Source organism: Arthrobacter sp. SPT-J7 (genome assembly GCF_059089965.1).
Genome location: NZ_JBNHFF010000005.1, coordinates 174,463 through 200,362 on the forward strand (window position 1 = coordinate 174,463; position 25,900 = coordinate 200,362).

The 25,900-nt window shown below is 65.6% G+C and carries 29 protein-coding genes and 2 riboswitches; of the genes, 17 read left to right on the top strand and 12 right to left on the bottom strand.

The genetic code is table 11. The annotated features are described in order from the left end of the window. Positions 1 to 462: 462 nt before the first annotated feature. Positions 463 to 1,344, bottom strand: a complete 882-nt coding sequence (locus AC5RWX_RS10405; protein ID WP_493957029.1) for an NlpC/P60 family protein — start codon at positions 1,342 to 1,344, stop codon at positions 463 to 465. Positions 1,345 to 1,348: 4 nt separating this feature from the next. Continuing rightward, positions 1,349 to 1,533: riboswitch (cyclic di-AMP (ydaO/yuaA leader) on the bottom strand. Between the two features lie 401 nt (positions 1,534 to 1,934). On the opposite strand from AC5RWX_RS10405, the gene AC5RWX_RS10410 reads away from it, so the two are divergent. After that, positions 1,935 to 3,398: an aldehyde dehydrogenase family protein gene (locus AC5RWX_RS10410; RefSeq protein WP_494078082.1), complete on the top strand. Its 1,464-nt coding sequence runs from the start codon at positions 1,935 to 1,937 to the stop codon at positions 3,396 to 3,398. A gap of 2 nt (positions 3,399 to 3,400) precedes the next feature. Here the strand turns inward: AC5RWX_RS10410 and glsA are convergent, their stop codons facing one another. After that, positions 3,401 to 5,215, bottom strand: a complete 1,815-nt coding sequence (glsA, locus tag AC5RWX_RS10415; protein WP_494097384.1) for a glutaminase A — start codon at positions 5,213 to 5,215, stop codon at positions 3,401 to 3,403. A gap of 115 nt (positions 5,216 to 5,330) precedes the next feature. Here glsA and AC5RWX_RS10420 point away from each other — a divergent pair, with 115 nt between their 5' ends. From AC5RWX_RS10420 to AC5RWX_RS10430, 3 genes are all read left to right on the top strand, one after another. Continuing rightward, positions 5,331 to 6,122: a MerR family transcriptional regulator gene (locus AC5RWX_RS10420; RefSeq protein ID WP_494097385.1), complete on the top strand. Its 792-nt coding sequence runs from the start codon at positions 5,331 to 5,333 to the stop codon at positions 6,120 to 6,122. A 248-nt stretch (positions 6,123 to 6,370) separates the two neighbouring features. After that, positions 6,371 to 6,646, top strand: a complete 276-nt coding sequence (locus AC5RWX_RS10425) for a lipopolysaccharide assembly protein LapA domain-containing protein (RefSeq protein ID WP_493940937.1) — start codon at positions 6,371 to 6,373, stop codon at positions 6,644 to 6,646. 14 nt (positions 6,647 to 6,660) lie between these two features. After that, positions 6,661 to 7,209, top strand: a complete 549-nt coding sequence (locus AC5RWX_RS10430) for a DUF488 domain-containing protein (RefSeq protein WP_494097386.1) — start codon at positions 6,661 to 6,663, stop codon at positions 7,207 to 7,209. Position 7,210: 1 nt separating this feature from the next. On the opposite strand, the gene AC5RWX_RS10435 is transcribed toward AC5RWX_RS10430, so the two are convergent. The 3 genes from AC5RWX_RS10435 to arsB all read right to left on the bottom strand — a co-directional run bounded on the left by AC5RWX_RS10435 (position 7,211) and on the right by arsB (position 9,246). Further along, a complete protein-coding gene (locus AC5RWX_RS10435; RefSeq protein ID WP_493957035.1) occupies positions 7,211 to 7,510 on the bottom strand; it encodes a hypothetical protein in 300 nt (99 codons plus the stop codon). Between the two features lie 137 nt (positions 7,511 to 7,647). Continuing rightward, the gene (locus AC5RWX_RS10440) at positions 7,648 to 8,082 is read right to left on the bottom strand and encodes an arsenate reductase ArsC (protein ID WP_494097387.1); all 435 of its coding nucleotides are present in this window, start codon (positions 8,080 to 8,082) and stop codon (positions 7,648 to 7,650) included. A gap of 108 nt (positions 8,083 to 8,190) precedes the next feature. Further along, a complete protein-coding gene (gene arsB / locus AC5RWX_RS10445; RefSeq protein WP_494097450.1) occupies positions 8,191 to 9,246 on the bottom strand; it encodes an ACR3 family arsenite efflux transporter in 1,056 nt (351 codons plus the stop codon). Positions 9,247 to 9,534: 288 nt separating this feature from the next. Here arsB and AC5RWX_RS10450 point away from each other — a divergent pair, with 288 nt between their 5' ends. From AC5RWX_RS10450 to crcB, 4 genes are all read left to right on the top strand, one after another. Further along, positions 9,535 to 9,819 (top strand): ArsR/SmtB family transcription factor, encoded by a 285-nt coding sequence (locus AC5RWX_RS10450; RefSeq protein ID WP_494097451.1) that lies wholly within the window; start codon positions 9,535 to 9,537, stop codon positions 9,817 to 9,819. Between the two features lie 31 nt (positions 9,820 to 9,850). After that, a riboswitch (Fluoride riboswitch) is annotated at positions 9,851 to 9,925 on the top strand. A 17-nt stretch (positions 9,926 to 9,942) separates the two neighbouring features. Next, positions 9,943 to 10,470, top strand: coding sequence for a universal stress protein (locus tag AC5RWX_RS10455; RefSeq protein ID WP_494097388.1), 528 nt, complete (start codon positions 9,943 to 9,945; stop codon positions 10,468 to 10,470). Continuing rightward, complete coding sequence (locus tag AC5RWX_RS10460; RefSeq protein WP_494097389.1) at positions 10,470 to 11,018, top strand: fluoride efflux transporter FluC; 549 nt, start codon at positions 10,470 to 10,472, stop codon at positions 11,016 to 11,018. The genes AC5RWX_RS10455 and AC5RWX_RS10460 overlap by 1 nt, the downstream gene beginning before the upstream one ends. Continuing rightward, positions 11,015 to 11,383 (top strand): fluoride efflux transporter CrcB, encoded by a 369-nt coding sequence (crcB, locus tag AC5RWX_RS10465; RefSeq protein WP_494097390.1) that lies wholly within the window; start codon positions 11,015 to 11,017, stop codon positions 11,381 to 11,383. The genes AC5RWX_RS10460 and crcB overlap by 4 nt, the downstream gene beginning before the upstream one ends. Before the next feature lie 26 nt (positions 11,384 to 11,409). On the opposite strand, the gene AC5RWX_RS10470 is transcribed toward crcB, so the two are convergent. The 4 genes from AC5RWX_RS10470 to AC5RWX_RS10485 are packed head-to-tail and all read right to left on the bottom strand — an operon-like array spanning position 11,410 to position 14,478. Further along, a complete protein-coding gene (locus tag AC5RWX_RS10470) occupies positions 11,410 to 12,225 on the bottom strand; it encodes a phosphatase PAP2 family protein (protein WP_494097391.1) in 816 nt (271 codons plus the stop codon). 20 nt (positions 12,226 to 12,245) lie between these two features. After that, complete coding sequence (locus AC5RWX_RS10475) at positions 12,246 to 12,455, bottom strand: CDGSH iron-sulfur domain-containing protein (protein ID WP_493940945.1); 210 nt, start codon at positions 12,453 to 12,455, stop codon at positions 12,246 to 12,248. Then, the gene (locus AC5RWX_RS10480) at positions 12,452 to 13,423 is read right to left on the bottom strand and encodes a glycosyltransferase family 2 protein (protein ID WP_494097392.1); all 972 of its coding nucleotides are present in this window, start codon (positions 13,421 to 13,423) and stop codon (positions 12,452 to 12,454) included. Before AC5RWX_RS10480 ends, AC5RWX_RS10475 begins: the two co-directional genes overlap by 4 nt. Continuing rightward, positions 13,420 to 14,478, bottom strand: coding sequence for an iron-containing redox enzyme family protein (locus AC5RWX_RS10485; RefSeq protein WP_494097393.1), 1,059 nt, complete (start codon positions 14,476 to 14,478; stop codon positions 13,420 to 13,422). Before AC5RWX_RS10485 ends, AC5RWX_RS10480 begins: the two co-directional genes overlap by 4 nt. A gap of 201 nt (positions 14,479 to 14,679) precedes the next feature. On the opposite strand from AC5RWX_RS10485, the gene AC5RWX_RS10490 reads away from it, so the two are divergent. The 5 genes from AC5RWX_RS10490 (at position 14,680) to AC5RWX_RS10510 (ending at position 18,786) form a co-directional block, all read left to right on the top strand. Beyond that, positions 14,680 to 15,240, top strand: a complete 561-nt coding sequence (locus AC5RWX_RS10490; RefSeq protein ID WP_494097394.1) for a type 1 glutamine amidotransferase domain-containing protein — start codon at positions 14,680 to 14,682, stop codon at positions 15,238 to 15,240. A gap of 625 nt (positions 15,241 to 15,865) precedes the next feature. Continuing rightward, positions 15,866 to 16,501: an AmiS/UreI family transporter gene (locus AC5RWX_RS10495; protein WP_493940949.1), complete on the top strand. Its 636-nt coding sequence runs from the start codon at positions 15,866 to 15,868 to the stop codon at positions 16,499 to 16,501. Positions 16,502 to 16,548: 47 nt separating this feature from the next. After that, entirely contained in the window at positions 16,549 to 16,833 is a 285-nt protein-coding gene (locus AC5RWX_RS10500; protein WP_493940950.1) for an FmdB family zinc ribbon protein, read from the top strand. 36 nt (positions 16,834 to 16,869) lie between these two features. Next, the gene (fmdA, locus tag AC5RWX_RS10505) at positions 16,870 to 18,126 is read left to right on the top strand and encodes a formamidase (RefSeq protein WP_494078067.1); all 1,257 of its coding nucleotides are present in this window, start codon (positions 16,870 to 16,872) and stop codon (positions 18,124 to 18,126) included. Between the two features lie 69 nt (positions 18,127 to 18,195). Further along, positions 18,196 to 18,786 carry a GNAT family N-acetyltransferase gene (locus tag AC5RWX_RS10510; RefSeq protein WP_493957040.1) on the top strand — a complete coding sequence of 197 codons (591 nt, stop codon included), beginning with the start codon at positions 18,196 to 18,198 and terminating at the stop codon, positions 18,784 to 18,786. 151 nt (positions 18,787 to 18,937) lie between these two features. Here AC5RWX_RS10510 and AC5RWX_RS10515 read toward each other — a convergent pair whose 3' ends face one another. After that, on the bottom strand, positions 18,938 to 19,702 hold the full coding sequence (locus tag AC5RWX_RS10515; protein WP_494097395.1) for a SurA N-terminal domain-containing protein: 765 nt from the start codon (positions 19,700 to 19,702) through the stop codon (positions 18,938 to 18,940). A gap of 152 nt (positions 19,703 to 19,854) precedes the next feature. Here AC5RWX_RS10515 and AC5RWX_RS10520 point away from each other — a divergent pair, with 152 nt between their 5' ends. The 4 genes from AC5RWX_RS10520 (at position 19,855) to AC5RWX_RS10535 (ending at position 23,903) form a co-directional block, all read left to right on the top strand. After that, the gene (locus AC5RWX_RS10520; protein ID WP_494097396.1) at positions 19,855 to 20,292 is read left to right on the top strand and encodes a glutaredoxin domain-containing protein; all 438 of its coding nucleotides are present in this window, start codon (positions 19,855 to 19,857) and stop codon (positions 20,290 to 20,292) included. A gap of 167 nt (positions 20,293 to 20,459) precedes the next feature. Then, entirely contained in the window at positions 20,460 to 20,795 is a 336-nt protein-coding gene (locus AC5RWX_RS10525) for a hypothetical protein (RefSeq protein ID WP_494097397.1), read from the top strand. A 45-nt stretch (positions 20,796 to 20,840) separates the two neighbouring features. Then, the gene (locus tag AC5RWX_RS10530) at positions 20,841 to 22,721 is read left to right on the top strand and encodes a DUF4389 domain-containing protein (RefSeq protein ID WP_494097398.1); all 1,881 of its coding nucleotides are present in this window, start codon (positions 20,841 to 20,843) and stop codon (positions 22,719 to 22,721) included. A 114-nt stretch (positions 22,722 to 22,835) separates the two neighbouring features. Continuing rightward, positions 22,836 to 23,903, top strand: coding sequence for an enoyl-CoA hydratase/isomerase family protein (locus AC5RWX_RS10535; RefSeq protein WP_494097399.1), 1,068 nt, complete (start codon positions 22,836 to 22,838; stop codon positions 23,901 to 23,903). Positions 23,904 to 23,977: 74 nt separating this feature from the next. Here the strand turns inward: AC5RWX_RS10535 and AC5RWX_RS10540 are convergent, their stop codons facing one another. Continuing rightward, positions 23,978 to 24,781, bottom strand: a complete 804-nt coding sequence (locus tag AC5RWX_RS10540) for an ABC transporter permease (protein ID WP_493951015.1) — start codon at positions 24,779 to 24,781, stop codon at positions 23,978 to 23,980. Positions 24,782 to 24,792: 11 nt separating this feature from the next. Further along, positions 24,793 to 25,722 (bottom strand): ABC transporter permease, encoded by a 930-nt coding sequence (locus AC5RWX_RS10545; RefSeq protein WP_494097400.1) that lies wholly within the window; start codon positions 25,720 to 25,722, stop codon positions 24,793 to 24,795. Between the last annotated feature and the right edge of the window lie 178 nt (positions 25,723 to 25,900).

Genomic DNA, 25,900 nt, shown 5'->3' on the forward strand with positions numbered 1-25,900 from the left:
CTAACCCTCGGTCAGCAGGGCCTATTCCCGCTCCGCCTCATGCTCTGGCAAATCACGACGACGGTGCCCGGGCAGAGTCGCCCTGGAGTGGGGCGGGGGAGTGCGCTGCAGTTCCCGAAGCCAAGCCTCGGGGCAGAGTTGGTCCGCGCACCGCAAAGCGCGTAAAGAGGAGAAGCCCCGCCCCAAAGGGAGAAGCTTCGCCGGTTAAGGCAGCGGTTACCCGTCACGGAGGCAAGGTCTCGTTGTTAAAGAGGACCCGTTGTTAATAAGGAGAAGCTTCGCCGGAAAAAACACGGGGCCCAAAAAGAGGAGCCGGCCGGTTAAAGAGGAAAACCCGGCAGTTGACGAGGAGACGCCCCTATTTAAAGAGGAGAGGCCCCGTCGGCGCGTGGCCGACGGGGCTCCCTGTGGTCCTGGGCCAGCCGTTGGGGGGAATAGCCGGCCCAGGAAACTGTGGTGCTACTAGATGGTGTAGTAGCCGGTGACCGGCATGGCGCTCACGTCGTGAACCAGGGTGCCCTGGCTCGGGTTGAGCGCGCTGATCATCTTGCCGTCGCCGAGGTAGATGCCGATGTGGGCTCCACCGTTCTGCACGACCAGGTCGCCGGCCTTCGGGTTGCTGGTCGGCGTCAGGGCGCCGCCCTGCATTTGGCTGGTGCGGGGGAGATCGACGCCTACCTGGGCGTAAACCCACTGGGTGAAGCCGGAGCAATCCCAGCCGGAGGTGGAGGTGCCGCCCCAGACGTAAGGCGTGCCCAGACCCTGCATGGCGATGTCCACGATGCTCTGGTTGCTGGAAGCGAGCTCGATGTCGGTGCTGGCCAGCGAAACGGTGGCGGTGTCTGCCGGTGCAGCCTGGGTGGCTGCGGCAGCCACGCTGGCGCCTGCGCCGGAGCCCAGAGCAACCTGGCCGCCGGACTGGGTGCCCTGCGCGGAACCGGTCAGCGCGATCTGGTCGCCCGGGTAGATGATCGTGTAAGCGTTCAGCCCGTTGATGGCCAAGACATCCTGCACGTTCTTGCCGTACTGGGCGGCGATCGTGCCTACGGTGTCGCCGGAGACCACGGTGTGGGTGGCGGCGTCGGAAGCAGCTTCGGTGCTGGTGTTGGCCGGGGCGGCAACGGCGTCAGCAACATCGGCTGCACCGTAGGTCGGGACAGTGACATTGGCGGCAGCGTTGGCCGGCATGCCGACGCCCAGCATCAGGCCTCCGGCAGCCGTGACAACGGCGGCGCTGCGGCCGACGGTGCCGGCGTGGGATGAAACAGCGTTGGTCAGGCCGGCCACAGTGGTGTTGCGGACGGGGGTGGCGCGGTGGCGTGCACGGTTGTTTTTGAGCAGCAAGAAGTAACCTCTCCCAATGCTTACGAGGTGAGCTGTCGGATTCGGATGGGAGTCACCCGGTCGTGCGGTAGTGCGGCATGCACTCCACGCGACTTAACCCCAAGGGCCCCTAAGGGGCCCGGAAAGTGGGTCCCCCGCCTCTGCCAGATGTCTAACGAACAAACCCGGAAAGGTTGGCAGAGCTCAGCAATACCTTCCGAGGACGGCGGCTTGATCGCCGACGTGATCATTACGTTACATAACAGTTCGATAACTGTCCAAGCCCTGAAATTTACCTGTGGATAACCTGAAAGCCGGACAAGCGCAACGTCCCTCGGCCCGTTTATCGCCCACCCTACAAAGGCTGCTTGCTACAACTTTGGGAACAGACCTCCGTCGCTCACTCCGTTTTTAAGCCCATTTTCGGGCCTTCCGAGTGAAGATCATCACCAAATGAGCCCGCTCAATGGGTTTCCACAGCGCGCAAAACAACCCATTGTCGGAGCCCGACGGCGGGAGTAGGCTCCGGATTAACCGGGCCGCGTAACGGCCGGCGCTTCGGCTTGCGGCCGGCGGCGTGGCCCAGCCACTTCGGAGAGGAATGAAGCGCCATGCCCATCACCCGTGATCTGATCATCAACGGCGAGCACGTGCCTGCGGTTTCCGGCAAAACCACCGAGGACATCAGTCCCTACACAGGAGACTCTTACGCCACCGTCGCCGCCGCTGGTCCGGAGGATGTGACGCGGGCCGTCAACGCGGCGTCGTCGGCCTTCGACTCCTGGGCCGCCACGCCTCCGACCCAACGAGCGAAAATCTTCCTGAAAGCTGCCGATCTGTTGGAGGAGCGGCTGCAGCAGGGCATCGAGCTGATGGCCGGCGAAGTCGGTGGAGTAGCGGTCTGGGCCGGCTTCAACATCCAGCTGGCCGCCAACATCCTGCGCTCCGCCGCGGCAGCCACCACTGCTCCGCGGGGCGATGTGCTCGCCACCGATCTGCCGGGCAAGCTCTCGCTCTCGGTCCGCCAGCCCTATGGTGTGGTGGCGGCGCTGTCGCCGTGGAACGCTCCGTTCATCCTGGGCATCCGTGCCATAGCCATCCCGCTGGCCGTGGGCAATACGGTGGTGCTCAAACCCAGCGAGGACGCGCCGCTGGCCTGCGGACTGTTCCTCGCGGATGCCATGCTGGATGCCGGCCTACCGCCGGGGGTGCTCAACGTGATCACGAACGACCGCGCGGACGCCAACGACGTCGTCAGTACCTTGATCTCCGACCCGCGCGTCCGGAACGTAAATTTCACCGGTTCCACCAAAGTCGGACGGATCATCGGCACGCTGGCGGCACAGAACCTGAAGCCGGCGGTGCTCGAGCTCGGCGGCAAGAACTCGCTGGTGGTGCTGAAAGACGCAGACATCGACTACGCCGTCCAAGCCGCGGCCTTCGGCGCGTTCATGAACGCCGGACAGATCTGCATGTCCATCGACCGGGTGATCGTGGACCGCAGCATCTCGGATGAATTCTCTAGCCGTTTTGCGGAAAAGGTGGCCAAGCTTCCCACCGGCGACCCGATGAACCAGGCCACGGTCATTGGACCGCAGGTCAACCAAAGCTCGGCGGACCGGCAGTACGCACTGATCGACGACGCCGTTTCCAAGGGTGCGCAGGTGCTGGCCGGCGGGGAGAAGGCCGGCCAAGCCGTGGTGCCGGCGACGGTACTGTCCGGCATCACCGAGGAGATGCGGATCTACGACGAGGAGATCTTTGGTTCAGCCACCACGGTGATGGAGGTGGACGGCCCGGAGCAGGCGGTACAGCTGGCCAACGACACGAATTACGGGCTGACCTCTGGCGTGATCACCGAGAACCTGGCCGAGGGCTTTGAGGTGGCGCAGCGGCTCAAGACCGGCATCAGCCACGTCAACGACCAACCGGTGCAGGACGAGCCGATGGCCCCGTTCGGCGGCATCCAGGAGTCGGGCTACGGCAAATTCGGCGGCCAGGCCGGCATCAATTCGTTTACCGAGGAGCGCTGGATCACCATTCAGCAAAGCGGACACGCCCAGTACCCGTTCTAGTTTCAATCGCGGATCCGCACGGCGGTCTCGCGCATGTAGCGGTCTACATGGGCGTACGCGTCGCGGGTTAATGCTTTCCACAGCTCGACGGCGAGGCGCGGGTTTTCGCTCTCCAGCCGGCTGATCGCTTCGGCCGGGAGTAGCTTGACCCGTACCTTTCCGGCGGCGCGCACGGTCGTTTCCTGCCGGTCCGCGCTGCCCAGCGCCATTTCGCCGAACGTCATGCCGGCGCTCAAGGTGGTGAGCTTGACCCGGCTGTTCTCCGGGCCGGGCGACGTGGTGACGACGCTGCCGGACAGGATGAAGTAGACGCCGCCGAAGCGTTGGCGGATGCGGCGGATGACGTCGCCGTCGTCGTAGCTGTGCTCTTCCATCAGGTCGGCCAGCGCAGCGGCATCCTCGGCGGCGAGCGGGCTGAGCGCGGGCGAGTCGGTCACGTCCACGGTGGCTGGCTGGCAGAGCTCGTCACCGTAACTGGCGATCAACTGGTTTTCGGCGAATTCGACGGCGGCGGTGCGGGTGGCGAACGACGGCACCGCCCGCCCGTCTTCTTCGAACCGCTGCGCCAGGGCGCCTTCGCCGTCGATCAGCACCAAGCCGCGTCCGGCCTGGGCCAGCGACGTGCGGAGCTGCTCGAGCATGTCCAGGGCGACCGGGGCGATTTCATCCACCCGGCGCATGTCCAGGATGATCAGTTCCACCGACTCGTCCAGGTCGCTGACCTCGCGCACCATGGATTCCGTGCCGGCGAACAGCAGATCGCCGTTCAGCTCGATCACCCGGGCGCGGTGTGCGTTGTCCCGCAGCACATCTGCGGCCTCTTCGGTGCGGCGGATGCCGGACGGGGCGTCGGCGATGTCATAGCTGGCGCGGATGGCATTGCGGCCGGTGCGAGCCGCCCGGACGAAGTGCAGCCCCATGTCGTGCGAGATCCGCCGGCTGGCCTCCACCCCGCGGACGCTGCTGCCGTGATCGTTCAGCGGCGGTGAGTAGACGGCCAGACCCAGCTGGCCCGGCAACACCGCGAGCAGCCCGCCGCCGACCCCTGATTTGGCCGGCATCCCCACGTCGGAGAGCCACGCCCCGGCGTCGTCGTACATGCCGCAGGTGGCCATCACGGAGAGGACCCGTTCCTCCACCTCCAGATCCAGCACCTGTTTGCCGGTCAGCGGATTGGTGCCGCCGTTGGCCAGGGTGGCGGCCATGACGGACAGGTCCCGGCAGGTAACCAGCACCGAGCACTGCCGGAAGTAGTCCTCCGCCACCGGGTCCGGCTCCTGTTCGATGATCTCGAAGGAGCGCAGTAGATGTGCCAGTGCCCGGTTGCGGTAACCGTGCCGCGCCTCCGACTGGTAAATGCGCTCGCTGACCGACAGCTCCCGGCCGGCGAAGGCCGAGTAGTGTTCCAGGATGCGGCGGAAGCCGGTCTTGCCGCCGCTGCCCTTGATCAGCGACGTGGCGGTCAAGGCTCCGGCGTTGATCATGGCGTTGGCCGGGCGGCCGGTGCCGGGGGCCAGCGAAATTTCGTTGAACGCGTTGCCCGACGGCTCCACGTCCACCTTCCGGTCCACGGCCTCCAGGCCCAGATCGGACAGTGCCAGCCCGTAGGTGAAGGGCTTGGAAATGGACTGGATGGTGAACTCTTCGCCGGAGTCGCCGACCTCATAGACATAACCGTCCACCGTGGCCAGGCAAATGGCGAACTTGTCGGGGTCCACCCCCGCCATCGCGGGAATACCGCCGTAGGGCTTGCCGTCCTTGAGCCCGGCGAGCTCGGCGTGCAATGTGCGCAGGTAGCTCTGGATAGGGGAGTCCATGCTTGCCAGCCTATGCGGTCGGGCGGCGGGGCTAGGTTCGGTAGCCTGCGGAGCCTGCCCTTGAAGCGGAACCAACGATGACCCTGCGGGAAGTCAACGCGGCTAGATTAGCTGCATGAGTGATACTTTGCCGACGTCGGCGGTCGACAATCCGCTGTTTGACTTGCTGGCGGCCGGCGATCGGGCCGGGACGCTCGCTTACGTGGCAGCGATGGACGACGGCGAGAAGCGGCGGCAGAAGTCACTGGTCCGGAAGCTCCGGCTGGTGGTGTCGGCTGAGCCGTCCGGCGCACGCTCTGCCGACGGGTGGTGGCAGGGCGAGTTGCAGCCTGACCACTGGGCGGCGGCGGACATCGCGCACATGGCGTGTATCGGCGCTGAGCGTTCGGCCGACCTGTCCTACACCGATCGCACGGTGGCCCGCGATGCGCCGCCGGCGCTGTTTCCCGGCCAGCTGGAGCTGTTCGTCGAATCCTGGTCCGCCCGGTACGAACGGAACCCGAAGGGCTGGGACCGCAACCGCGGTATTGAAGCGATGTTTGACTGGGTCCGCGACGGGCTGGTCCCGGCACCGGTCCAGCGCGGGGCAATGCTGCTCCTGCTGAGCGAGACGCAGGTGCAGCGCATCAACTTCCTGAAGTTCCTGCGGGAGCGGCCCGGACTGGTAGACGTGACGCTGAAAGAGCTGTTCCACGTGCCCGGAGTCAAGGGCGCCAGCGCCATGCAGTTCGACGAGGCCAACCCCGAGGACCGCAGGTTGTCCGTCCTGCTGCCGCAACTGGTGAAGCTGGGCTACTGGGACGGCGAGTGGGTCCGGCACAGCATCGAGCGAGTGCTGGCCAGCGACGATTGGCCGGAGTACCAGAAGCGTTTTTTCAAGCTCCTGCGTAGCAACCTGGCAGAGTGATTGAACGAAAACCAGCCGATGAAGATGCGGAACGTAACGCATGTGCCGCCTGAGCCCGGTGTTGCCCGGCGGACTGTTCGTCTACGCTGTGGGAAAAGGCGGCAACGGTGAAAGGCGGGACAGTAATGACTTCCAATCCGCAGGGCACGGGGCCTGACGACGTCGGGGCTGGGGGCTCCGGTTCCGCAGCCTCCGACGCAGGTGGGCCGAGTAGCGGTGGAACGGGCAGTGTCCGTCCAGAACAGCCAGTGGATGATAAGCGCAGCACACGTCTGGGAATGATCTGGACGGCCACTGTCGTTGCGCTGATTCTGCTGGTGCTGCTGATCATCTTCGTGGCGCAGAACCAGGACCAAGTGATGCTGCGTTACTTCGGCTTCGAGGGCCAAGTGGCACTGGGGCTCGCGCTGTTTGTCGGAGCGGTGGCCGGCGGCCTTGTCGTTGCTGCTGCCGGCGCCGCCCGCATCATCCAGTTGCGATACCGGAACCGCAAGATCCGCAAGAACGGCTCGCAGCCGCGTTAGCACCGGTAGCGTAGATGGTTCAGAACGGTGCACGCCGGCTGTTCACCTTTGGCCACGGCACCAGCACGCCCGGCGAGTTGGCCGACCTGCTGACCGGTTCTGGCGTGCAGCAAGTCGTGGACGTGCGCCGCTTCCCGGGCAGCCGCAAGCACCCGGAAATGGGCAGCGATGCGCTCGCTGGATGGCTTCGCGACGCAGGCCTCGGCTACCGCTGGGAAGAAGCCTTGGGCGGGCGACGGCGGATTCCGGCAGGGGAGCCGGAGCCCGATAGTTGGTGGCGCGTCGCCGCCTTCCGCGCCTATGCCGCCTATACCCGCACGCCGGAATTCGCCGGCGGCCTGGCTCGCCTGCTGGCGGACGCCGAGGCCGCCGACGTGGCGATCATGTGCAGCGAAAGCGTGTGGTGGCGCTGCCATCGCCGGCTCATCTCCGACGTGCTGGTGGTCCTGCACAATATTGACGTTGTGCATCTGCTGCCGGGCGGCAAGGAATCACCGCATGAACCGTCGGCCGGCGCGAGGAACGACGACGGCCGGCTCTTTTGGGACCGCGCTGAGGACTAGGTCAGGGCTTGCGGCCAAAGACCAAGGACGCCACCGCCGTCGCCGCCGTCACTGTATAGACCGACGGCCAGGCACCAATCTTCTTGGCCAGCGGGTGGGACAGCCCGAAAGCGGCCAGATATCCGCCGGTGAGCGCCGCAGCCCGGCCGGCACCGACGTCGCGCTTCCAGAGTGCGTAGGCACAGGCGCCGGCCGCGGACAGGACGGCTCCTCCCAGCGGCCGGTTTTTGGTGGCGCGGGCGGTCTGGAAGCCGCCGATCAGTCCGGCGCTGGTCAGCAGGGCAGGGGCAACAGAAGCCATGGAACTCTCCTCACATTCGGAACTTCCAGCCTAGCGCTGAGCACCGGAGGGTGAAGCCCCACCCGAGCGGCCGTGAAGCAAACCGGTGGGGAAATCTGGGCGGAGCCGGCTCTCCGGAAGAGGAAAGCGGGTCGGGCTTAGCTGGCGTCGGGGCGCGCGGCGGGCAGCAGCTCGGAAATCAGCTGCTGGATGCGGCCCTTGATCTCGTCGCGGATCGGCCGGACCGATTCCACGCCCTTGCCGGCAGGGTCCTCCAGCACCCAGTCTTCGTAGCGCTTGCCGGGGAAATACGGGCATTCGTCGCCGCAGCCCATGGTCACCACTACGTCCGAGTCCTTGACGGCTTCGGTGGTGAGGATCTTGGGTAATTCGGCGGAAATGTCGATGCCCTCCTCGCGCATCGCCTCGACCGCGGCGGGGTTCACCTGGTCGGCCGGCTGCGATCCGGCGGAGCGGACTTCGATGGCGCCCTGGGCCAGATGGCTAAGGTAGGCGGCGGCCATCTGCGACCGGCCGGCGTTGTGCACGCAGACGAACAGGACGGAGGGCTTCTGAATAGTTTCGGCGGTCATATGCGGGATGCTCCTGGGGACGGGAATCAGGGGTGGCGGCTCCGGGCCGGCGGGTTGCCGAACCGGCGGGGTTGCAGTGCCAGCCCAGTGGCGGCGCGGGCCGTCGGCTCAGCGGAGCAGAGCGGCAGGCGGCGCCTCGGCAGGCGAGGCGAAGAACCGCCGTCGTGCCCAGAGCGCCACGTAGACAAGGGCCACCAGCACCGGAACTTCAATCAACGGACCGACGACGCCGGCCAGCGCCTGCCCGGAGGTCACCCCGTAGGTGCCAATCGCCACCGCGATGGCCAGTTCGAAGTTGTTGCCGGCCGCCGTGAAGGCCAGCGTGGTGGTGCGCTCGTAGCCCATGTTGAGCAGCTTGCCCACCACCATGCCGGCGCCGAACACCACCACAAAGTAGATCAGCAGCGGCAGCGCAATCCGGGCCACGTCCAGCGGTCGGGAGGTGATTTCGTCGCCCTGCAGCGCGAACAGCAACACGATGGTGAACAGCAGGCCGTACAGCGCCCACGGCCCCAGTTTCGGCAGGAACCTGCCCTCGTACCACTGGCGCCCCTTGGCCTTTTCGCCCAGCGTGCGGGTCAGGAACCCGGCCAGCAGCGGAATGCCGAGGAACACCAGCACGGAGGCGGTGATCGCCCAGAAGGAGAACTCGGCGCTGGTGGTCGGCAGGCCCAGCCAGGACGGCAGCAGCTGCAGGTAGAACCAGCCCAGCGCGCCGAACGCCACCACCTGGAACACGGAGTTGATCGCCACCAGCACGGCCGCGGCCTCGCGGTCTCCGCAGGCCAGGTCATTCCAAATCATCACCATGGCGATGCAGCGGGCCAGCCCCACAATGATCAAGCCGGTCCGGTATTCCGGCAGGTCCGGCAGGAAGATCCACGCCAGCGCGAACATGAACGCGGGCGCGGCCAGCCAGTTGATCACCAGCGAGGAGACCATCAGCTTTTTGTCGCCGACCACCCGGTGGGTTTCGTCGTAGCGGACCTTGGCCAGCACCGGATACATCATCACCAACAGCCCGACGGCGATGGGCAGCGAGACATCGGCGATCTGCACAGAATCCAGTGCCGGTCCGATGCCGGGGACGAAGCGGCCGAGCAGTAGTCCGGCGACCATGGCCGCGATGATCCAGACCGGAAGGAAACGGTCGAGGGTGGACATGCGGGCCGCAACCTGGCTGGTATCCGGTGCTGCAACGGTCGGGCTCACAAGGCTCCTCTGGGCTGGGGGCGTGGCGGTGTTGGGGCGCCGGGCAGGTATCGATGTTGGTCGATACAGAGTATGGGCGTAGATATCGACGAGTGTCAATCTCCCTGCATAATGGATGGCATGACGTCCGTTACCGACCTCGTGCCCGGTCCTGGGCAGACCGGTCGCGACCGCGATCCAGTGCAAACCGGCCGCGACGAAGATCCGGGTTCCTGCTGCACGCCCAGCGGTGTGCTGCCGATGGGCGCGGACCGGGCCGCCGCCTTGGCGGGCCAGTTCAAAGCTCTGGCAGACCCGAACCGCTTGCGGTTGGTCTCCATGATCTCCGCCAGCGATGGAGCGGAAGCCTGCGTCTGCGACCTGACCGAACCGCTGGGTTTGGGCCAGCCAACGGTGTCGCACCATTTAAAGGTGCTGGTCGAGGCAGGCATCCTGCACCGGGAAAAGCGAGGCGTGTGGGCGTACTTCTCGCTCGTCCCGGGTGCACTTGACCGTCTTGCCGGCGTCCTCGTCAAACCCAGCTAGGTCGCCTCGGCCACGGGCGCAATCGGTATAATTGGTGTCCGGTGATGGATCCCGCCGGAGCTTTCCTCGCTCGAAATGCCTCTTGGCTGATGGTTCCTACCTTGACCACAGGTAGGTGAAGTGTTGACGGCATCGAGTTCCCAGGACAGCCGGCCTGAAAATCGCGGGCCGCACAGCGGACCGATTCTGGTCGGCGTTATTCCCGGACAGCCCGCAACTGTCGTTGTCCGCGCCGCGGAACTGGCCGCCCGGCTCGGCGTGGATCTGGTCTGCGCCTACGTCGACACCAGCACCTACGAAGACGTCAGGGACGACGAAACGCCCGTTTTACTGCCGATCGACCCCGACGGGGACTACGACTACATTGCAAAAACGGCCGCAGAAATCCAAGCCCATCTTGCACAAGCATTGCAAGGAAGCGGCGTCGCCTGGTCCTTTCGGTATCTGCCCGGCGAGCCCGCACGGGTCTTGGCAGAGACCGCCGATAGTTTGGACGCGATGATGATCGTTATCGGAACCCGCGAACCAGGGCTGGCCCACCGTCTGGAGGAGATCATGGCCGGTTCCGTGGCCGTGCATCTGGCGTATCATCAACACCGGCCCGTCTTGGTTGTCCCCTTGGACCCCCAACTGTTCTCGGAGCAACGCTGATGGCACGGAATACGAGTGGCGGGCGGCGCGAAGAACTTGCGGTTCCGGGTCCGGAGGTCGTGGGAACACCGCGCGCGGAGCGGCCGGTGTATTTGCGCCCCGGCTACATTGGCCTCGTTTTTGCCGGCGGTGTCCTGGGTGCGCTGGCTCGATACGGTGTAAACCATGCGCTGCCTGCTCCGAACGGGTGGCCGCTGCCAACGCTGACCGTGAACTTGTGCGGTGCCTTCGCGCTGGGCCTGCTGCTGGAGGAGCTCGTCCGGAGGGGGAGCGACCGCGGCGGCCGCCGGGTGCTGCGGCTGCTGCTGGGGACAGGGTTTTTGGGCGCTTTCACTACCTACAGCACGCTCGCGCTGGATGTTAATCTCTTGTTCGGCGCGGGCGACATTGCCGGTGGCGTTGCCTACATTCTTGCGGGGTTGATTGGTGGTCTCGTGGCCGCATGGTCAGGCGTTCTGGTCGGTGCCGCACACCACCGGCGCCGGACAGCGCGCACAGCCCGGGCAGGCGCCATGCCGCCTCAGGCCGCGGGGGAGGACGCTGAATGATCGTTCTTCTGCTGGGGCTGGCTGGGGGAGCCGGCGCCGTTTCCCGGTTTGTCATCGACGGGACGATCCGGTCCAGATTCCGCACAGTCCTTCCGTGGGCAACCATTTCCATCAACATCAGCGGGTCGTTCCTGTTGGGTCTTCTCGCCGGGTTGGTGCTGGGCGGTGCCCTGCCGGCAGAGGCCCAAGTAATAGCAGGGACAGGCTTCCTCGGCGGCTACACCACGTTTAGCACGGCCAATGTGGAAACCGTTCGCCTGATCCAGGACCGGCGTCCGGGCATGGCGCTCATCAACGCACTGGGAACCCTGGTCGCTACGGTGCCCGCCGCCGCGGCCGGACTAACCTTGGCCAGCGCGCTCTAAACGCTTCCCTGCTAGGGCAAGCCCCCTCACGGAGGGTCGGGGCCTCGGTCGCCAGGAGCGGATTGTGCGGCGGTGGCGGGGGAACGGTACCAGACCGTCAGATAGAGCCGGTGGGCAGTGATGACCAAGGCCAGCCAGGCTATCCCCAGTGTCCAAGCGACCAGGACATCGGTGAACCAGTGGTGCCCTAGGAAGACCCGGCTCAATCCCATCGCCACCGAGAACAAGCCTGCGGCAGCGGCGGTCAGGATCTTCGACCGCCGGGTCGTTTGGCGCAGGATGAGCAGGTAGGCCACCACCCCGGCGACCACGATCGCGTTGAGCGAGTGCCCGCTGGGAAACGAAGCCGAATGTTCATACGGCGGCACGGCGTCGGCCAGTGACGGACGGGCACGTCCAATGAACTGCTTGGCGACGATGGTCATCAACAGCGACCCGCCCGCGGCGGTGACGATCAGGATGGCCGGAGTCCAGGAACGCCGACGGATGGTCAGCACGGCCAAGGCCAGGCACGCCAGGATGGGCATCCCGATGGGTCCGCCGATGTTCGTGAAGGCCGTCAGCGATGAATTGAGCCAGGGCGTCCGCAAGCCTTCCGCCGCTGCCAGCATCGGATGGTCCAGTTGGGCCACGCCGTCGCCCTCGGTCACCGCCTCATAGATTTCCGCTGACGCCACCGCGAGCAGGACAGCGACCAAGAGCCCCACGGCCAGGGTCAGGATCAACACGGCCCGCGGACCCAGGATCCGGCTGATGCGGTCCATCACGCGCGCCGCAAACCTGCCCGCCCGTGTGCCCCATGCGGTCAGGTCCCGCCCGCCGACAAAACGGTCTTCACCCATCAGGATGTCCTACGCCCGCGCTACTGCGCAGCCTTCCGCCTCGCCGCCAGCAATTTGTGTGTGCCGTCGCAGTAGGGTTTGATGCCTGACCCGCCGCAGCGGCACAGCGCCACGGTTTCCCGCGACCTGGCCACCGGCTCGCCGTCGCCGTCCACCAGGTCAAAGTCGCCGCGCACCAGCAGCGGTCCGTCGGGGCAGACCACGATCTCGGTCGGTTCCTTGCTCGTCATTTTGCTTCTTCTCCTACTTCAAGGTGGCTCAGCTGCCGCCGTAGTGCCGCCGGGCTGCTCGCTGCGGTCCGCAGGCGCTTGCCGGCATACGGCACGCCGCCCGCACAGCGCCACGCCAGCGCCATCCACGACGTGACCGCGCGCTCCAGTAGCCAGAACGGAGCCCACCATGCAGCCGAGGGGCTGAACACCTGCGGACCGCCGGCACGCTGCCGCCCTGCTTCGGCCAGTACGACGGCGGTGGCAGCCAGCGCGGTGCAGGCCGCGGGGCGGCGGACCAAGACCAGCGTCAGCGGCAGCAGCAGCAGTTCAACGGCCAGCCGGGCCGGCTGGGTTTGCGAATCGTAGGCCTGCCGGACCCGTTGGCCCACGAAGTGCCGCAGCGTCGGCGGCAACCGGCGGACATACACCCCGTCGGCCCTGATCTGGCGGCCACCGGCGGCTTGGACGGTCCGGATGAGTTCCAGGTTCTCGAACAAGACGTCGCCGCGGTACCCCTGTGTCCGCTGCAGGGCCGAGCGGCGGACCGCCAGCGTGCCGGGATAGTCGGAGGCGAAGGCCCGGTTCAGTAGCGACCGGGCTGTGTCCCAGCGAGCGTGCCAAGGCAGCTCCTCGTAGTAGTTCTGCGGCCGCACCAGTTCGGCATGCTCCAGCATTGCCGCCACCGAGGCCAGCGACTCCGGGGTGTAGCGGACGTCGTCGTCGGCAATGATGACAAATTCGTGCCGGGCGTGCCGCAGCCCGGTGAGCACCCCCTGCACCTTCCCGTTGGGCGTGGCCGGCCCGTCCGGGCGCAGATGCTGCGCACGCTGCCGCCAGAGCCGGTGATGTTCGGCGAAAACGGGATCCGGCGAGCCGTCCACCACCGTGAGGTCCACCCACTCCGGCAGCGACTCCAGATAGGTGGTCAGTTCGGCGTCGCCGGCGCCGTCCTGCCACTTCAGCGGCAGGACGTACTCGATCCTCACGCCGATGCACCGGCGGCGACCGCCACCTCCCGGCTTGGCTCGAGCGGCTGACGCAGCGCGGAGCGGCCGGCGGTCCAGGCCTCCAGCTGCCAGCCGCCCGCGAGTCCGTCCAGATAGAGCGCGCTGCCGGCGCCGAAGAAGACATCCCCGGCCAGCGCCGGGTCCTCGGCTATCAGTCCGCCGGCCAGATCCCGCCCGGCAATCTGTTCGTGCACCGCATCGGCTTCTACATGTTCATCGAAGTACTCGGTCACGTCGTCGCCGAATCCGAGCCGGCGGAAACCGCGGGCGTACTTGCCGTTGGGAATCGACGATGTCATCTCGTAGATGGCCAGGTGGCCGCAGATTGCGCCGCGCAGGCGCCGCTGCAGTCCGAAGAGGGACATGGTGTTGACCGAGGCCAGGGTGATGGCCGGAATGCTGTCCACGTAGGTTCCGAAGGACGGATCGAGCCCCAGGCCCTGCATGGTGCGGGCGAAAAGCTCCGCGTGGATCCGGCCGGGCTTGCCGCCGCCGTATTCATCTGCCTGGATTTCCACCATCGCCGACTTGGCCCGGCCGCGCAGCCGCGGGATGGCCCAGGTATGCGGGTCGGCCTCCTTAAGCTGGTACACCGAACGGAGCACCACGAATTCCTTGGCCTGCTCCAGCGTGGCTTCCCGCGCCAGGAAGGCGGAGACGCTGGGCCCGTCGTCGTCCGCGGCCAGTTCGAAGAGCCGGTCCGCCACGGCCTGCGGCGTCAGCTTCGCCGGGGCGTTCACGGCCACCGAGGCGCGCAGCCGGGCCTCTACACTCTGCTCGATCAGAGCCCGGACCTGCAGCAACTGCACGTCCCATTCCCACCGGTCGTCCACGCCGTCCAGCCCGCCGTAATGCAGTTCGTACAGGCAGAACAGCGCCAACTGCAGATCGTCGTCGTACAGCACATCCTCAGTTGAGGCCACGGCGTGCCCAGCCGCGGTCAGCAGCTGGGGGAGGGCCTCCGACGCATCATCGCGTGGCAGTACGTTCAGCAGGGTCTCGCTGACCGGACCCCGGGGATGTGGAAGCTTCACGGCGTCTCCTTACTGAACCGGCGCAGGGATAGCGGCGGTTCGCTGATTTCAAGTGCATCCTCACGGTCCCGCTACGTCAAGAGGCCGCACTGCACCGAGGGCCAGTGCCGGGCCGGGCTGCGGCCAGGGCCCTTGGCTACGGTTCCCAGCGGTGGCAAGGTGGGAAGAGTCCGAACATCCCTGTAGGAAGGACGGAAAACAATGCCCGAAATTGCAGGCAAAAAAGTCCTGGTTGCGGTCAGCAATCGCGGCGTCGAGCAGGACGAATTGAAAGTTCCGGTGGAAAAACTCCGGGCAGCCGGAGTCGATGTCCTCATCGCGGCGCCCGAAGCCGGCGAGGTGGAAACCATGGTCGGGGACTGGGAGCGCGGCGAGAAAATCCCGGTGGACAAGCCCTTGCCCGATGTTTCCGACGGCGACTACGACCTGCTGGTACTGCCCGGCGGCACGCTGAATGCGGACGCGCTGCGCCTGGACCCTGACGCGCAGGGAATCGTGCGGTCCTTCTCCGAATCCGGCCGTCCGATCGCCGCCATCTGCCATGGGCCGTGGCTGTTGGTGGAAACCGATCGCACCCGAGGCAAGACGCTGACCTCGTACATCTCGCTCAAGGCGGACATCATGAACTCCGGTGGTCGATGGGACGACGAGCCCGTGGTGATCGACCGTGAACATGGCTGGACGCTCATTACCTCCCGCAATCCCGGCGACCTGGACGAGTTCGTCGATGGGATTAAGGAAGTCCTCGCCGAAACCACGTGACCCTGACGGACGACGGTGGTGTCCAATGAAAAAATGTTGTGTGCAAAACGACCTTTGCACACAACATTTTTTGTGGGAACACCCGCCGTCTGCACTCAGACCGAGGCAGGGTCCGAAGCTGCTGCGGCACCAGCGACAAGGGCTGCCTCGGCTTCCTCCCAGCTGGCCGGGCCATTCCCAAAGTGGCTTGGGCATGACGGCTGTCCTTGTCCTTGTGTCTTCGTGGGGGAATGCCCTCGATACTGGCCGCTTTCCCACTAACAGCGGAAGTTGTGTGTCGCCGTCGTAGTTTCCATGGCGCCGCATGACAGAACATGCCCTTTTGTGTCCGGCGGTGAGTGATGACGACGGCGGAGGCCGGCTTCCGCGCACCCGAACACCCGCGAGTTACTGGCCTCGCTGCCCAAGATCGGACCGGCTCTGGAGCTGCCATAACCCGTCGAAAGAGGTTAAACGCCGCGTCGTTGACACTCCAGAAATCCGCCTACTATGCTGAGCCGCACATCCTACATGTGCTATCCGGGCGCCGATTACGGTGCGTGGTGTTTGGCCTCCTCACCCGGGTTCCACATCACACTCTGAAGTTCCACACCTCAATCATCACCAGTATCGTGATGGAGCGAACATGGGCAGTGTCGGTTTATTGTATGTTGGGGCCGTTTTGTTCATTAACGGCCTAATGCTGGTGGGGCTAATTCCGGGAAAATCGGCTGCCATCCTCAACTTTTTTGTCGGTGCCATGCAGGTAATCTTCCCGACGCTTATTATCCTGCAGGCAAATAACGATCCAGCGGTGATTTTCGGAGCGGCTGGGCTGTATCTATTCGGCTTTACCTACCTATACGTTGGAATTCTCCAGGTCACCGGTTGGCCCGGCGAGGGGCTGGGCTGGTTCTCACTGTTCGTCGCTATCTGCGCCGTCATTATTGGAGTTATTCAGTTCACGTCGGTCCATGATCCGGTCTTCGGCTCCATCTGGCTCATTTGGGCGGTGCTGTGGTTCATGTTCTTCCTGGTGCTTGGACTGCACAAGGACGGGCTAACCCTGGCAACCGGCTGGTTCACCATCCTCGTCAGTTTCCTGACCGGCACCATCCCGGCGTTCCTCCTGCTGCTGAACAGGTATGCGACGGGAGGGGGCAGTGCCCTGATCATGGCAGTCGCGGGAGCAATTTGCCTGGCCGTGGCCTTCTTCTTGGCCAGCAGGGGACTTCCTCATACGACTACCACCGGAGACACAGCCACCGCCTCCACTGCCTAGCTACTTGCCAGCTCAGGGGAACCGCCGTAGGAAGGAAACCGCTGCTGATGCCTATCTACGAATACCGGTGCCCCGAATGCTCGGTTTTCGAGCTGATCTGTGGAATGGGTGAAGCGCCTGATTCGACACGCTGCCCGTCCTGCGGTGCCACGTCACCTCGAAAAATGAGCGCGCCGCACCTTTCCCGTGCCGGTTCGGCGGAATTCCGGCTGATCGATGACTCCAAGCGCAGTGCACACGAGCCGCCGGTTGTCACCGCGCTGCCGGGCAAGGGAAGGAGCCGGCCGGCGTACACCTCGAACCCGCTGCACCAAAAGCTTCCCAGACCCTAAGGAACATGTTTTTCCGATCATCCAAAGGAGAGAACAATGCCCGAGGTTATATTCCCCCTTGATTCGTCAAAGAAATTCGAGGATCAGGAGAAAGTCGGCCACAACCGGTGGCACCCGGAGATCCCGCCAGTGGCTACGGTCAGGCCGGGCGACTCTTTTCGTGTGCACTGCCGTGAATGGTTTGACGGTGCGATCGTCAACGATGATTCGGCGGAGGACATTCTCAACGCCCCGCTGCCGACCGTGCACAAACTCAGCGGACCGTTCGCCGTCGAAGGGGCTCAGCCAGGCGACCTGTTGGTGGTGGACATTCTGGACGTGGGGCCCATCCCGCAGGAGGACTCGGGGCCGTTGGCTGGACAAGGCTGGGGTTACACCGGCATCTTTTCGCGGAACAACGGCGGCGGATTCCTGACCGAGCAGTTCCCGGATGCCTACAAAGCGATCTGGGACTTTACCGGCCAGGTGGCCTCCTCCCGCCACGTTCCGGAAGTATCCTTCACCGGGCTGATCCACCCCGGACTGATGGGTACGGCCCCGTCCGCGGATTTGCTGGCCAAGTGGAATCAGCGCGAGGGCGACCTCATCGCGACGGACCCGGACCGGGTGCCACCACTGGCGTTGCCTCCGCTGCCTCAGGACGCTGTCCTCGGCGGCGTGCCCGAATCCGATTTCGACCGGGTAGCCGGTGAAGCGGCCCGTACCGCTCCTCCACGCGAGAACGGCGGAAACCAGGACATCAAGAATTTCTCGAAGGGCACCCGGGTCTTCTACCCGGTCTTCGTGGACGGCGCGAACCTGTCGATGGGCGACCTGCACTTCTCCCAGGGCGACGGCGAGATCACTTTCTGCGGTGCCATCGAAATGGGCGGCTTCCTGGACCTGCGGGTCGATGTGATCAAGGGTGGCATGGACACCTACGGAGTCAGCGAAAATGCCATCTTCATGCCGGGCATCGTGGATCCGCGGTTCAGCGAATGGCTCGCGTTCTCCGGAACCTCGGTGACGCTGGACGGTGAGCAGAAGTACCTGGATTCACACTTGTCCTATCAGCGGGCCTGCCTGCACGCCATCGACTACCTCACCAAGTTCGGCTACAGCCCGGAGCAGGCCTACTTGCTGCTCGGTGCCGCGCCGATCGAGGGCCGGCTGTCCGGCGTCGTGGACATCCCGAACTCGTGCTCCACCGTGTACCTGCCCACCTCCATTTTCGACTTCGACGTCAGGCCCTCCGCAGGAGGTCCGCACCAGGTCGAATCGCAGATGCAGGCGCCCACGGCGGCCAACAAATAACACCAGGCTCCTCCTGGTTGAGAAGGGGGACCGCTGGCCAAGCCGGTGGCAACTGGCAGAATCGAACTCATGGATGCACGTCTGCCGCTTGCTTGGCCAGAGGTTCCGCCGGCGCATGGTGGTGTGGTGCTGCGCCAGTTCCGCAGCGAGGACGCACACCTGGCCATGGAGTTGGCCGAGGACCCGTATATCCCGCTGATCAGTTCCATCCCGTCGCCTTGTCCGCAGGACGAGGCGGTGGAATGGATTTTGCGCCAGAACGGGCGGTTTACTTCCGGCGCGGGGTACTCGTTCGCCGTGGCGGATGCGCAGACGGACCGGGCACTGGGGCAGATCGGGCTCTGGCTGACGTACCTGCCGGAGGGCCGGGCCACCGCCGGATACCTGCTGGCGCCGGTGAACCGAGGACAGGGCCGGGCGGCCGACGCCTTGGCGGCGCTGGCAGCCTTCGGCTGGACCATTCCTGAGCTGCACCGGCTGGAGCTCTACATTGAGCCGTGGAATAAGGCGTCGTTCCGGACAGCCGAAGCGGCCGGCTTCAGCTGCGAAGGACTGCTGCGCAGCTACCAAGTCATCGGTGGCGAGCGCCGGGACATGCTGCTCTACGCGGCGGTCCGACAGCCGGCCCTGACGGCAAGCCAGACAGCGGACCGGCTATAGGGAGCGCGGCGGCCTTTTGGCTTCGGTGTCGGTGTTCAGCAAGATTTAAATGCCACAGTCTAAGTGGCAGCTTAAGTCGCGGAACTGAGTGCGGCGAGGGTGCCCACCCAAGGGGGCAGGCACCGCCGTCGTACTTTTGAGGTGGGGAGAATCAGAGGTGGATCTTGACGTCCGCCTTCTTCCGCAGATCGGTGACCAGAGCCTGGGTGGCTTCAGTTTCCTTCTGAGCCTTCACCTGCTGCTCCAGATTCGGGCGCATTTCCTCCAGTGAGGGGACCTTGGCCTTCTGGCCGGACTGTTCGCCCATCGCCTCCTGCTGTTTCTTGGCCTGCTCGTAGGCGGCCTTCAGCTCTTTTTCGGAGGGCTTGGTGTCGCCGGTTTCCTCGGCGATCAGCTTATTCACCTTGACCTGGGTCTGGATCTCGGCATTGACCTCGTTCTGGTCCATACCCTGTTTCTTGAGCGCGGCCATGAGTTCGTCCACGGTCTTGAACTGGTTGGATTTGGCCAACTTCTCCAGTTCGGCGTCCACATCCTTCTGCGTTGCCTTGATGCCGCGGTGGTCCGCTTCCTGGAGCAGCAACTGGGTGCCGACCATGGCTTCGGCGGTCTGTTTCTTCAGCGCGTCCTGATCCACTTTCTGCCCGGTCATTTGCGACTGCATGGCCATCTGCTGGAACTGGCCCTCGTAGGCGGCGGTGAATTTGTCCTTGGTGATCTTGGTTCCGTTTACCTCGGCCACCACATCCGGGATGCCCTTCAGGTCCGGCTGGGGCATCTGCGCCTGTCCCTCGGCGCCGGCACTGGACTCCGCCGACGCTGCCGGGCTGGCGCCGCCGTCCGCGGGTGCCCCGCAGGCGGTGAGGACGGCGATGGAGCCGGCAACAGCCAGGCTCAACAACCATTTCTTAGTCACACTGATCTCCCATCTCGGTGGCCAGTGTGCGACGTTAGCCTGCCCACATGGGCGCCGGCATGGCAAAGGCTGGGAGAAACCTTGGCGCCGCACCCAGAAAGGTCGACCGGCGCGGCGGAAAGAGCGCTTGCAGCAGCGGGTAGTCTAGGGCCATGAAACGCTTCGAGCGCTGGTTGGGGGCGGTTGCTTGCGCTGCTGCGGCGGTGGCGCTGCTGGTCTTACCCGGGCGGGACGGCAGCCGGTTGGCGGACATCGTTTTTGCCGTGCTGCTGCTGGCCGCCGCGTGGGCGGTCAGTCCGTTCTTCGGCGGCCGGCAGGAGCCGTGGGCTTCGCTCAAAGAAAAGCACGACGACGGCGGTGTGGTCATCTTCTGGCGGCCCGGCTGCGTCTATTGCCTGCGGCTGAAGGTCGCGCTGGGCCGCAGCGGCCGCGGTGCCCACTGGGTGAACATCTGGCGGGATCCGGAAGGCGCTGCGTTCGTGCGCGAACACAACCACGGGAACGAAACCGTCCCCACCGTGCTGCTGGGCCGCAAGGTGCTGACCAATCCGGAACCGGGGATTGTCAGCCGGGCGTTGGTCGAAAGGTAAGCACCGCCGTCGTCAGCCAGCGGTCACAACATCTGCTGCTGCTACAGCACACCGGGCCCTATCCACGTACCGGGCGGCTGAGTAGCATGGTGCCTGCAGCCGTACGGGGCCGGTGGGGGCCCGCCGCCGACGGAATGGGGAAGCACACCAAGGGGGGTGGTGCGGCGGTGCAGGTCTTGATCGGGCATGCCAGCGCCCGCGGTTCCACCAGGGATATCGCGCAGCGAATCGCCAGTGTGTTGGAAGAAGAAGGCCTGGCGGTGGACGTCCTTCCCATCCTTGAGGCGACCAGGAAAATCTCCGGCTCGGCCACCAGTTCGAATCCGTGCCGGTGCAAAGCCTTGGCAATGGTGTGGCTGTCCCGGCCCGTGAACAGCGCGGGACCTTTCATTTGGGTGTCGAACACTGCGGCCCTGCCTAGCCAATTGATGCCGGAGGAGGAGGCCCGGGCGCGTCAGTGGGGAGCCGATCTGGCCGCCAAGATTCAGTCCGTCCAGCCCTAGGCGGCCGCGCCGAGCACGGTATCGGCGCGGTGCGAAAGGATCGCCATGACCGCCCAACCAGCCCCACCGTACCCACCACCTCCCGGTCCGCCGCCCGCCCGCATGAAGCCCGGTAACTGGGTGCTCTTGATCCTCGGCGTATTGCTGAGCATGATCGGGATCGGGATGACCATCGCCGGAACCATCGTGCTGGGCGCCAACGCCGCACAACACGACGGCGGCTACCTGACCGGCGGCACTGAGAGATACCAGAGCACCGGGTACGCGCTAACCAGTCCCGCAGTGGTGATCGATCCCTGGTCCGAGGGGATGCCACCGGTCGGCGACCTTGCCAGTGTGCGGGTGCGCGCCGAAGCTGCCGTCCCTGAGGAGGAAGTCTTCGTGGGGATCGGCAAGGCCTCCGACGTCGAGACTTACCTGCGGGATGTACCCGTTACCTCGCTCAGTAGTGCGAATTGGTCCCGGACTGGGGAAGGGCAGATGTCTTGGCGGGACAACTTCGACCGGACAACGCCCGGCAACCGGGCCCCTGCCGCACCGGCGGAGCAGGACTTCTGGGCCGTGTCGGCCAGTGGGCCCGGTTCCCAGACGATCGCGTGGAAGGTGCAGCCCGGACAGTGGTCGTTGGTCGTGATGAATGCCGACGCCAGCCGTCCCGTCTGGGTAGAGATGCAGGCCGGGGCACGCTCCGACTTGCTGGGTCCGATCGGGACGGGCTTGCTGATCCCCGGAATTATCGCGCTGGTCATCGGAATTCCTTTGCTGTTGTTCGGTTCCGCCGGGCTGGGCCGGAACATCGACCCCGGCCGTTCCCGCCCCGGCGAGGGGCCGGGCGCGGCCTTGGCCGCAAACGCAGGGAGTGAGATGAGGCCAATCTGGGTGTACCCCGTTCGACTGGCGGGTTACCTGGACAGCCGGCTCTCGCGGGGGTTGTGGCTGGTCAAATGGTTGCTGGCGATCCCGCACTACATTGTCCTGGCGCTGCTGTGGTTCGCACTGGTCATCAGTACCATCGCGGCCGGAATCGTCATCCTGTTCACCGGCCGCTACCCGCGGTCCTGGTTCGTCTTCAACGTCGGTGTGCTGCGCTGGTCTTGGCGGGTGGGTTTCTATGGATACTCGGCGCTGGGCACCGATCGGTATCCGCCGTTCACTCTGGCTACCGCAGATTATCCCGCCGATCTGGACGTGGCCTATCCGCAGCGTCTCTCGCACGGGCTCGTGCTGGTGAAGTGGTGGCTATTGGCGATCCCGCACCTGCTGATCCTGGGCATCTTCACCAGCGGCAGCGGACTCCTCTGGAGCCGCAGCTGGGGCGATGACGTATCCGTGTCCTCGTGGGGCTTGTCCCTGCTGGGCGTGCTCATCCTGATCACCGCCGTGATCCTGCTGTTCACCGCCCGCTACCGCTACGAATTGTTTGCCTTCATTATGGGGCTGAACCGCTGGTGGTATCGGGTCGCAGCCTACGTGCTGCTGATGCGCGACGAGTATCCGCCCTTCCGCCTCGACCAGGGCGCGGACGAACCCCCGGCCTCAGCGCCGCCCGCCGGGACGGGGATGCCCGGAGCACCGGGAGCGGCTGCGGGAAATTGGACGCCCGAGCCGGGGACGTCGCCGGGAGCACCGGGCACGGGACCAGGAGTTGGCGGGCCGGGTACAGCACCGCCAGCCCCGGGAACTCCGGGGGCAGCGCCGGGAACACCCCCGTGGCCAGGGTCCGCCCCGCCGGGTAACGGGAACCCGGAGCAGGGGAATCGCCCGCCGAAAGCGCCGCCAGCGCCGGAAACACCAGGAGCAGTGCCGGGAACGCCGGGGGCAGCGCCGGGAACTCCGGGGGCAGGGCCGGGAACACCCCCGTGGCCAGGGTCCGCCCCGCCGGGTAACGGGAGCCCGGAGCAGGGGAATCGCCCGCCCGGCACCTGAGCCGGATCCGGCCTTAGCACGCCGGGTGGGACGCCGTCGTTCCGTCGGTCGACCTGCGATTCGGCCTACCGGCGCCCTGCCAAGCGCAGGCATGCCGCGGTAGGCTGTGCTGCGATGAGTACTCAAGAGATTCTGTTGCAGCGTACCGGCCGGCTAGGGCACATTGTCCTGAACCGCCCGAAGTCCATCAATGCCCTGAACGACTCCATGATCACTGCGGTCACCGCGGCGCTCCGGGAGTGGGCGGAGGATGACGCCGTGGAGACCGTCCTGATCTCCGGCGCCGGCGAACGGGGGCTGTGCGCCGGCGGGGACATCGTGGCCATCTACCGGCATATGAAGGACGGCGGCGACGAGATCTTCTGGGAAGACGAGTACCGGATGAACTCGATGATCTCCCGGTACCCCAAGCCGATTGTGACGTTCATGGACGGCGTGGTGCTCGGCGGTGGCATCGGCATCTCCGCGCATGCCTCGCACCGGGTGGTGACGGAGCGGACCAAGGTCGGCATGCCGGAGACCCGCATCGGCTTCATTCCCGACGTCGGGGGCTGCTTCTTGTACTCCAGGGCGCCGGGGGAGCTGGGCACCCACTTGGCACTCACCGCGGGCACCGGCACCGGGGCCGATGCGATCGCCCTGGGCCTGGCCGACTACTTCGTGGACAGCGCCGAGCTCACGGCCTTGGCCGCCGCGCTCGCCGACGCCCCGGCCAAGGAAGTCCTGGCGGCCTTCTCCCACACGGATGTTCCGGCGTCGGAGCTGGCCAAGCAGCGCAACTGGATCGACGAGTGTTACGCGTACGACGACGCCGAGCAAATCCTCGCCGCCCTGCAGAACTCTGCGGAGCCGGCCGCGCAGGCCGCCGCAGAGGAAATCGCGGCAAAGTCGCCCACGGCGGTGAAGCTCACCCTTGAAGCGCTGCGCCGTGCCGGCAAGATGGAGACGCTCGAGGAAGTGCTGGACCAGGACTACCGGCTGGGCGTTCGGCTGGTCGCCGCCCCGGACTTCGCCGAAGGCGTGCGCGCCCAAGTGATCGACAAGGACCGCAACCCCTCGTGGAACCCGGCCACGCTGGCTGAGGTGGACCGGGCCACGCTTGAGTCCTACTTCGCGGATCTCGGCGAGGACGAACTGGGCCTGGCCGAATCAGTGGAAGCAGAATCCGCCGCCGGAAGCTGAACGACGACGGCGCGGGCCCCCGTCATCGGGAACCCGCGCCGCCGCGGCCGGCAAAGGGCCGGCCGCATCCTTACCTACTTCTTGTCGTCGCCGGTCATCCGCTGGCTCAGGTAGACCGGAATCATCGACACGATGATCAGCACGGCGGCGATCACGTTGACCACCGGCGCCTGGTTGGGCCGGGCCATGTTATTGAAGATCCAGATCGGCAGTGTCTCGGTGCCGGGCGGAGCAGTAAACGTGGTCACCACAATCTCGTCGAAACTCAGCGCAAAGGCGAGCAGGCCGCCGGCTACGAACGCCGAGCGGAAACCCGGGAACGTGACGTGGAAGAAGGTCTTGACCACGTTGGCGCCCATATCCATGGCCGCCTCTTCCAGGCCCTTGTTCATCCGGCCCAGCCGGGCCTGGACGTTGTTGAACACCATCACAATGCAGAACGTCGCATGCCCCACGATCACCGAGAACAGGCCCAGCCCGATGCCCAGCGGCTCCAACACGGTCTTGAAGGTGTTGTTCAGGGCGACGCCGGTGACGATGCCGGGCAGCGCGATGGGCAGCACCACCAGCAGGTTGACGGTGTTCTTTCCGAAGAAGTCGTAGCGGGAGAGCGCAAACGCGATCATGCTGCCCAGCAGCAGGGCGATCACGGTGGCGACCGCGGCCACCCGCAGCGAGGTCCAGAGCGCCTCGCGCACGCCCTCGTTGTGGAAGGCGGCTTCCCACCATCGGGTGGTGAACTCCGTGATCGGGAAGGCGCCGGAAGTTGTGGCGTTGAAGGAATTGAGGATCACCAGCAGCAACGGCAGGTAGATGGCGGCCATCACCAGACCGGCGAAAAGCCGCAGGGCGACCTTGGCGGAGGAGGAGAGTCTCATCGGTGAAGTTCCTAAAGCTGCTTGAGGGCGCCGGACTTGCGGGCCAGGAAGAGATACAGGACAACCACCACAATGGGCACGGTGCCGAACGCGGCGGCCAGCGGCGGATTGAGGTTGATGTTGGAGGCGATCACGGTTCCGATCACCTGCGTCTTCCCGCCCACGAACTGCGCGGCAATGTAGTCGCCCAGGCTCAGCGAAAACGTGAAGATGGATCCGGCAATGAACGCCGGCTTCAACAGCGGGATGGCCACCGTACGGACCGTGGACCAAGCCTTCGCGCCCAGGTCGGAGGAAGCGTCGAACAGGTTGTCCGGAATCTGGCGGAAGGCCGAGTACACCGGGACGGCCATATAGGGGAACCACAGGTAGGCCAGCGTGATGACTAGCGCCGTGGTGCCATAGCCCGGCCCGGTCATGCCCAGCGGCGCCAGCAACCAGTCCAGCGGGCCGCCGCTCATGAACGTGATGCGCCAGGAGAAGACCTTCACCAGGTACCCGGCCCACAGCGGCAGCGTGATGCCAATGGCCAGCACGGCCCGCATCCGCGGCGAGGCCACTTTGGCCATGTAGAAACCGAGCGGCAGCGCCAGCACCGCGCACAGCACGGTCACGGCCAGCGCGATGCCGATGGTCCGCAGTGCAGTCAGCTGGTAGGCCGGCACGGTGAGGATCTCAATGAAGTTTTCCAGCGTGAACCCGGGAATCACCTTCGAGGTGAAGGTGTCCGTGGTCCAGAACGCGGTGATGAACAGCAGGATCAGGGATCCGATGTACAGCACGCCCAGCCAGGCCAGCGGCAGGGTGAGGAGTGCGGTCAGCCGCAGTTTGGGCCGCGCATAGAGCAGCCGGGAGAGCCTGTCGCCCATTCCGCTGCGCGTGCTGCCGGGCGCCGGGACGCTGCCAGCTTCGGCCTCCGGTTCGATCGTGGGTGCTGCCATGGCGGTTTCCGGCGGACTGGCCGCCGTTCCTCCTTCAGATGCGGTGTTCATCAGGTGCGGCGCTGATCAAGGTGTGGTGCGCACGGTCGGCGGGGCACCGCCGTCGTGCGGGGAGAAAGCCTCCAGGGCAGGGGTACGACGGCGGTGCTCACCGCGCGCCGTGCCCCTGCCTCTGCGT

Excerpts from the sequence above, each read along its gene's own strand:
- AC5RWX_RS10410 (WP_494078082.1), top strand. The coding sequence starts at position 1,935 with ATGCCCATCACCCGTGATCTGATCATCAACGGCGAGCACGTGCCTGCG.
- glsA (WP_494097384.1), bottom strand. The coding sequence starts at position 5,215 with ATGGACTCCCCTATCCAGAGCTACCTGCGCACATTGCACGCCGAGCTC.
- AC5RWX_RS10420 (WP_494097385.1), top strand. The coding sequence starts at position 5,331 with ATGAGTGATACTTTGCCGACGTCGGCGGTCGACAATCCGCTGTTTGAC.
- AC5RWX_RS10430 (WP_494097386.1), top strand. The coding sequence starts at position 6,661 with ATGGTTCAGAACGGTGCACGCCGGCTGTTCACCTTTGGCCACGGCACC.
- AC5RWX_RS10435 (WP_493957035.1), bottom strand. The coding sequence starts at position 7,510 with ATGGCTTCTGTTGCCCCTGCCCTGCTGACCAGCGCCGGACTGATCGGC.
- AC5RWX_RS10440 (WP_494097387.1), bottom strand. The coding sequence starts at position 8,082 with ATGACCGCCGAAACTATTCAGAAGCCCTCCGTCCTGTTCGTCTGCGTG.
- arsB (WP_494097450.1), bottom strand. The coding sequence starts at position 9,246 with ATGTCCACCCTCGACCGTTTCCTTCCGGTCTGGATCATCGCGGCCATG.
- AC5RWX_RS10450 (WP_494097451.1), top strand. The coding sequence starts at position 9,535 with ATGGGCGCGGACCGGGCCGCCGCCTTGGCGGGCCAGTTCAAAGCTCTG.
- AC5RWX_RS10460 (WP_494097389.1), top strand. The coding sequence starts at position 10,470 with ATGGCACGGAATACGAGTGGCGGGCGGCGCGAAGAACTTGCGGTTCCG.
- crcB (WP_494097390.1), top strand. The coding sequence starts at position 11,015 with ATGATCGTTCTTCTGCTGGGGCTGGCTGGGGGAGCCGGCGCCGTTTCC.
- AC5RWX_RS10470 (WP_494097391.1), bottom strand. The coding sequence starts at position 12,225 with ATGGGTGAAGACCGTTTTGTCGGCGGGCGGGACCTGACCGCATGGGGC.
- AC5RWX_RS10475 (WP_493940945.1), bottom strand. The coding sequence starts at position 12,455 with ATGACGAGCAAGGAACCGACCGAGATCGTGGTCTGCCCCGACGGACCG.
- AC5RWX_RS10490 (WP_494097394.1), top strand. The coding sequence starts at position 14,680 with ATGCCCGAAATTGCAGGCAAAAAAGTCCTGGTTGCGGTCAGCAATCGC.
- AC5RWX_RS10495 (WP_493940949.1), top strand. The coding sequence starts at position 15,866 with ATGGGCAGTGTCGGTTTATTGTATGTTGGGGCCGTTTTGTTCATTAAC.
- AC5RWX_RS10500 (WP_493940950.1), top strand. The coding sequence starts at position 16,549 with ATGCCTATCTACGAATACCGGTGCCCCGAATGCTCGGTTTTCGAGCTG.
- fmdA (WP_494078067.1), top strand. The coding sequence starts at position 16,870 with ATGCCCGAGGTTATATTCCCCCTTGATTCGTCAAAGAAATTCGAGGAT.
- AC5RWX_RS10510 (WP_493957040.1), top strand. The coding sequence starts at position 18,196 with ATGGATGCACGTCTGCCGCTTGCTTGGCCAGAGGTTCCGCCGGCGCAT.
- AC5RWX_RS10520 (WP_494097396.1), top strand. The coding sequence starts at position 19,855 with ATGAAACGCTTCGAGCGCTGGTTGGGGGCGGTTGCTTGCGCTGCTGCG.
- AC5RWX_RS10530 (WP_494097398.1), top strand. The coding sequence starts at position 20,841 with ATGACCGCCCAACCAGCCCCACCGTACCCACCACCTCCCGGTCCGCCG.
- AC5RWX_RS10535 (WP_494097399.1), top strand. The coding sequence starts at position 22,836 with ATGAGTACTCAAGAGATTCTGTTGCAGCGTACCGGCCGGCTAGGGCAC.
- AC5RWX_RS10540 (WP_493951015.1), bottom strand. The coding sequence starts at position 24,781 with ATGAGACTCTCCTCCTCCGCCAAGGTCGCCCTGCGGCTTTTCGCCGGT.
- AC5RWX_RS10545 (WP_494097400.1), bottom strand. The coding sequence starts at position 25,722 with ATGGCAGCACCCACGATCGAACCGGAGGCCGAAGCTGGCAGCGTCCCG.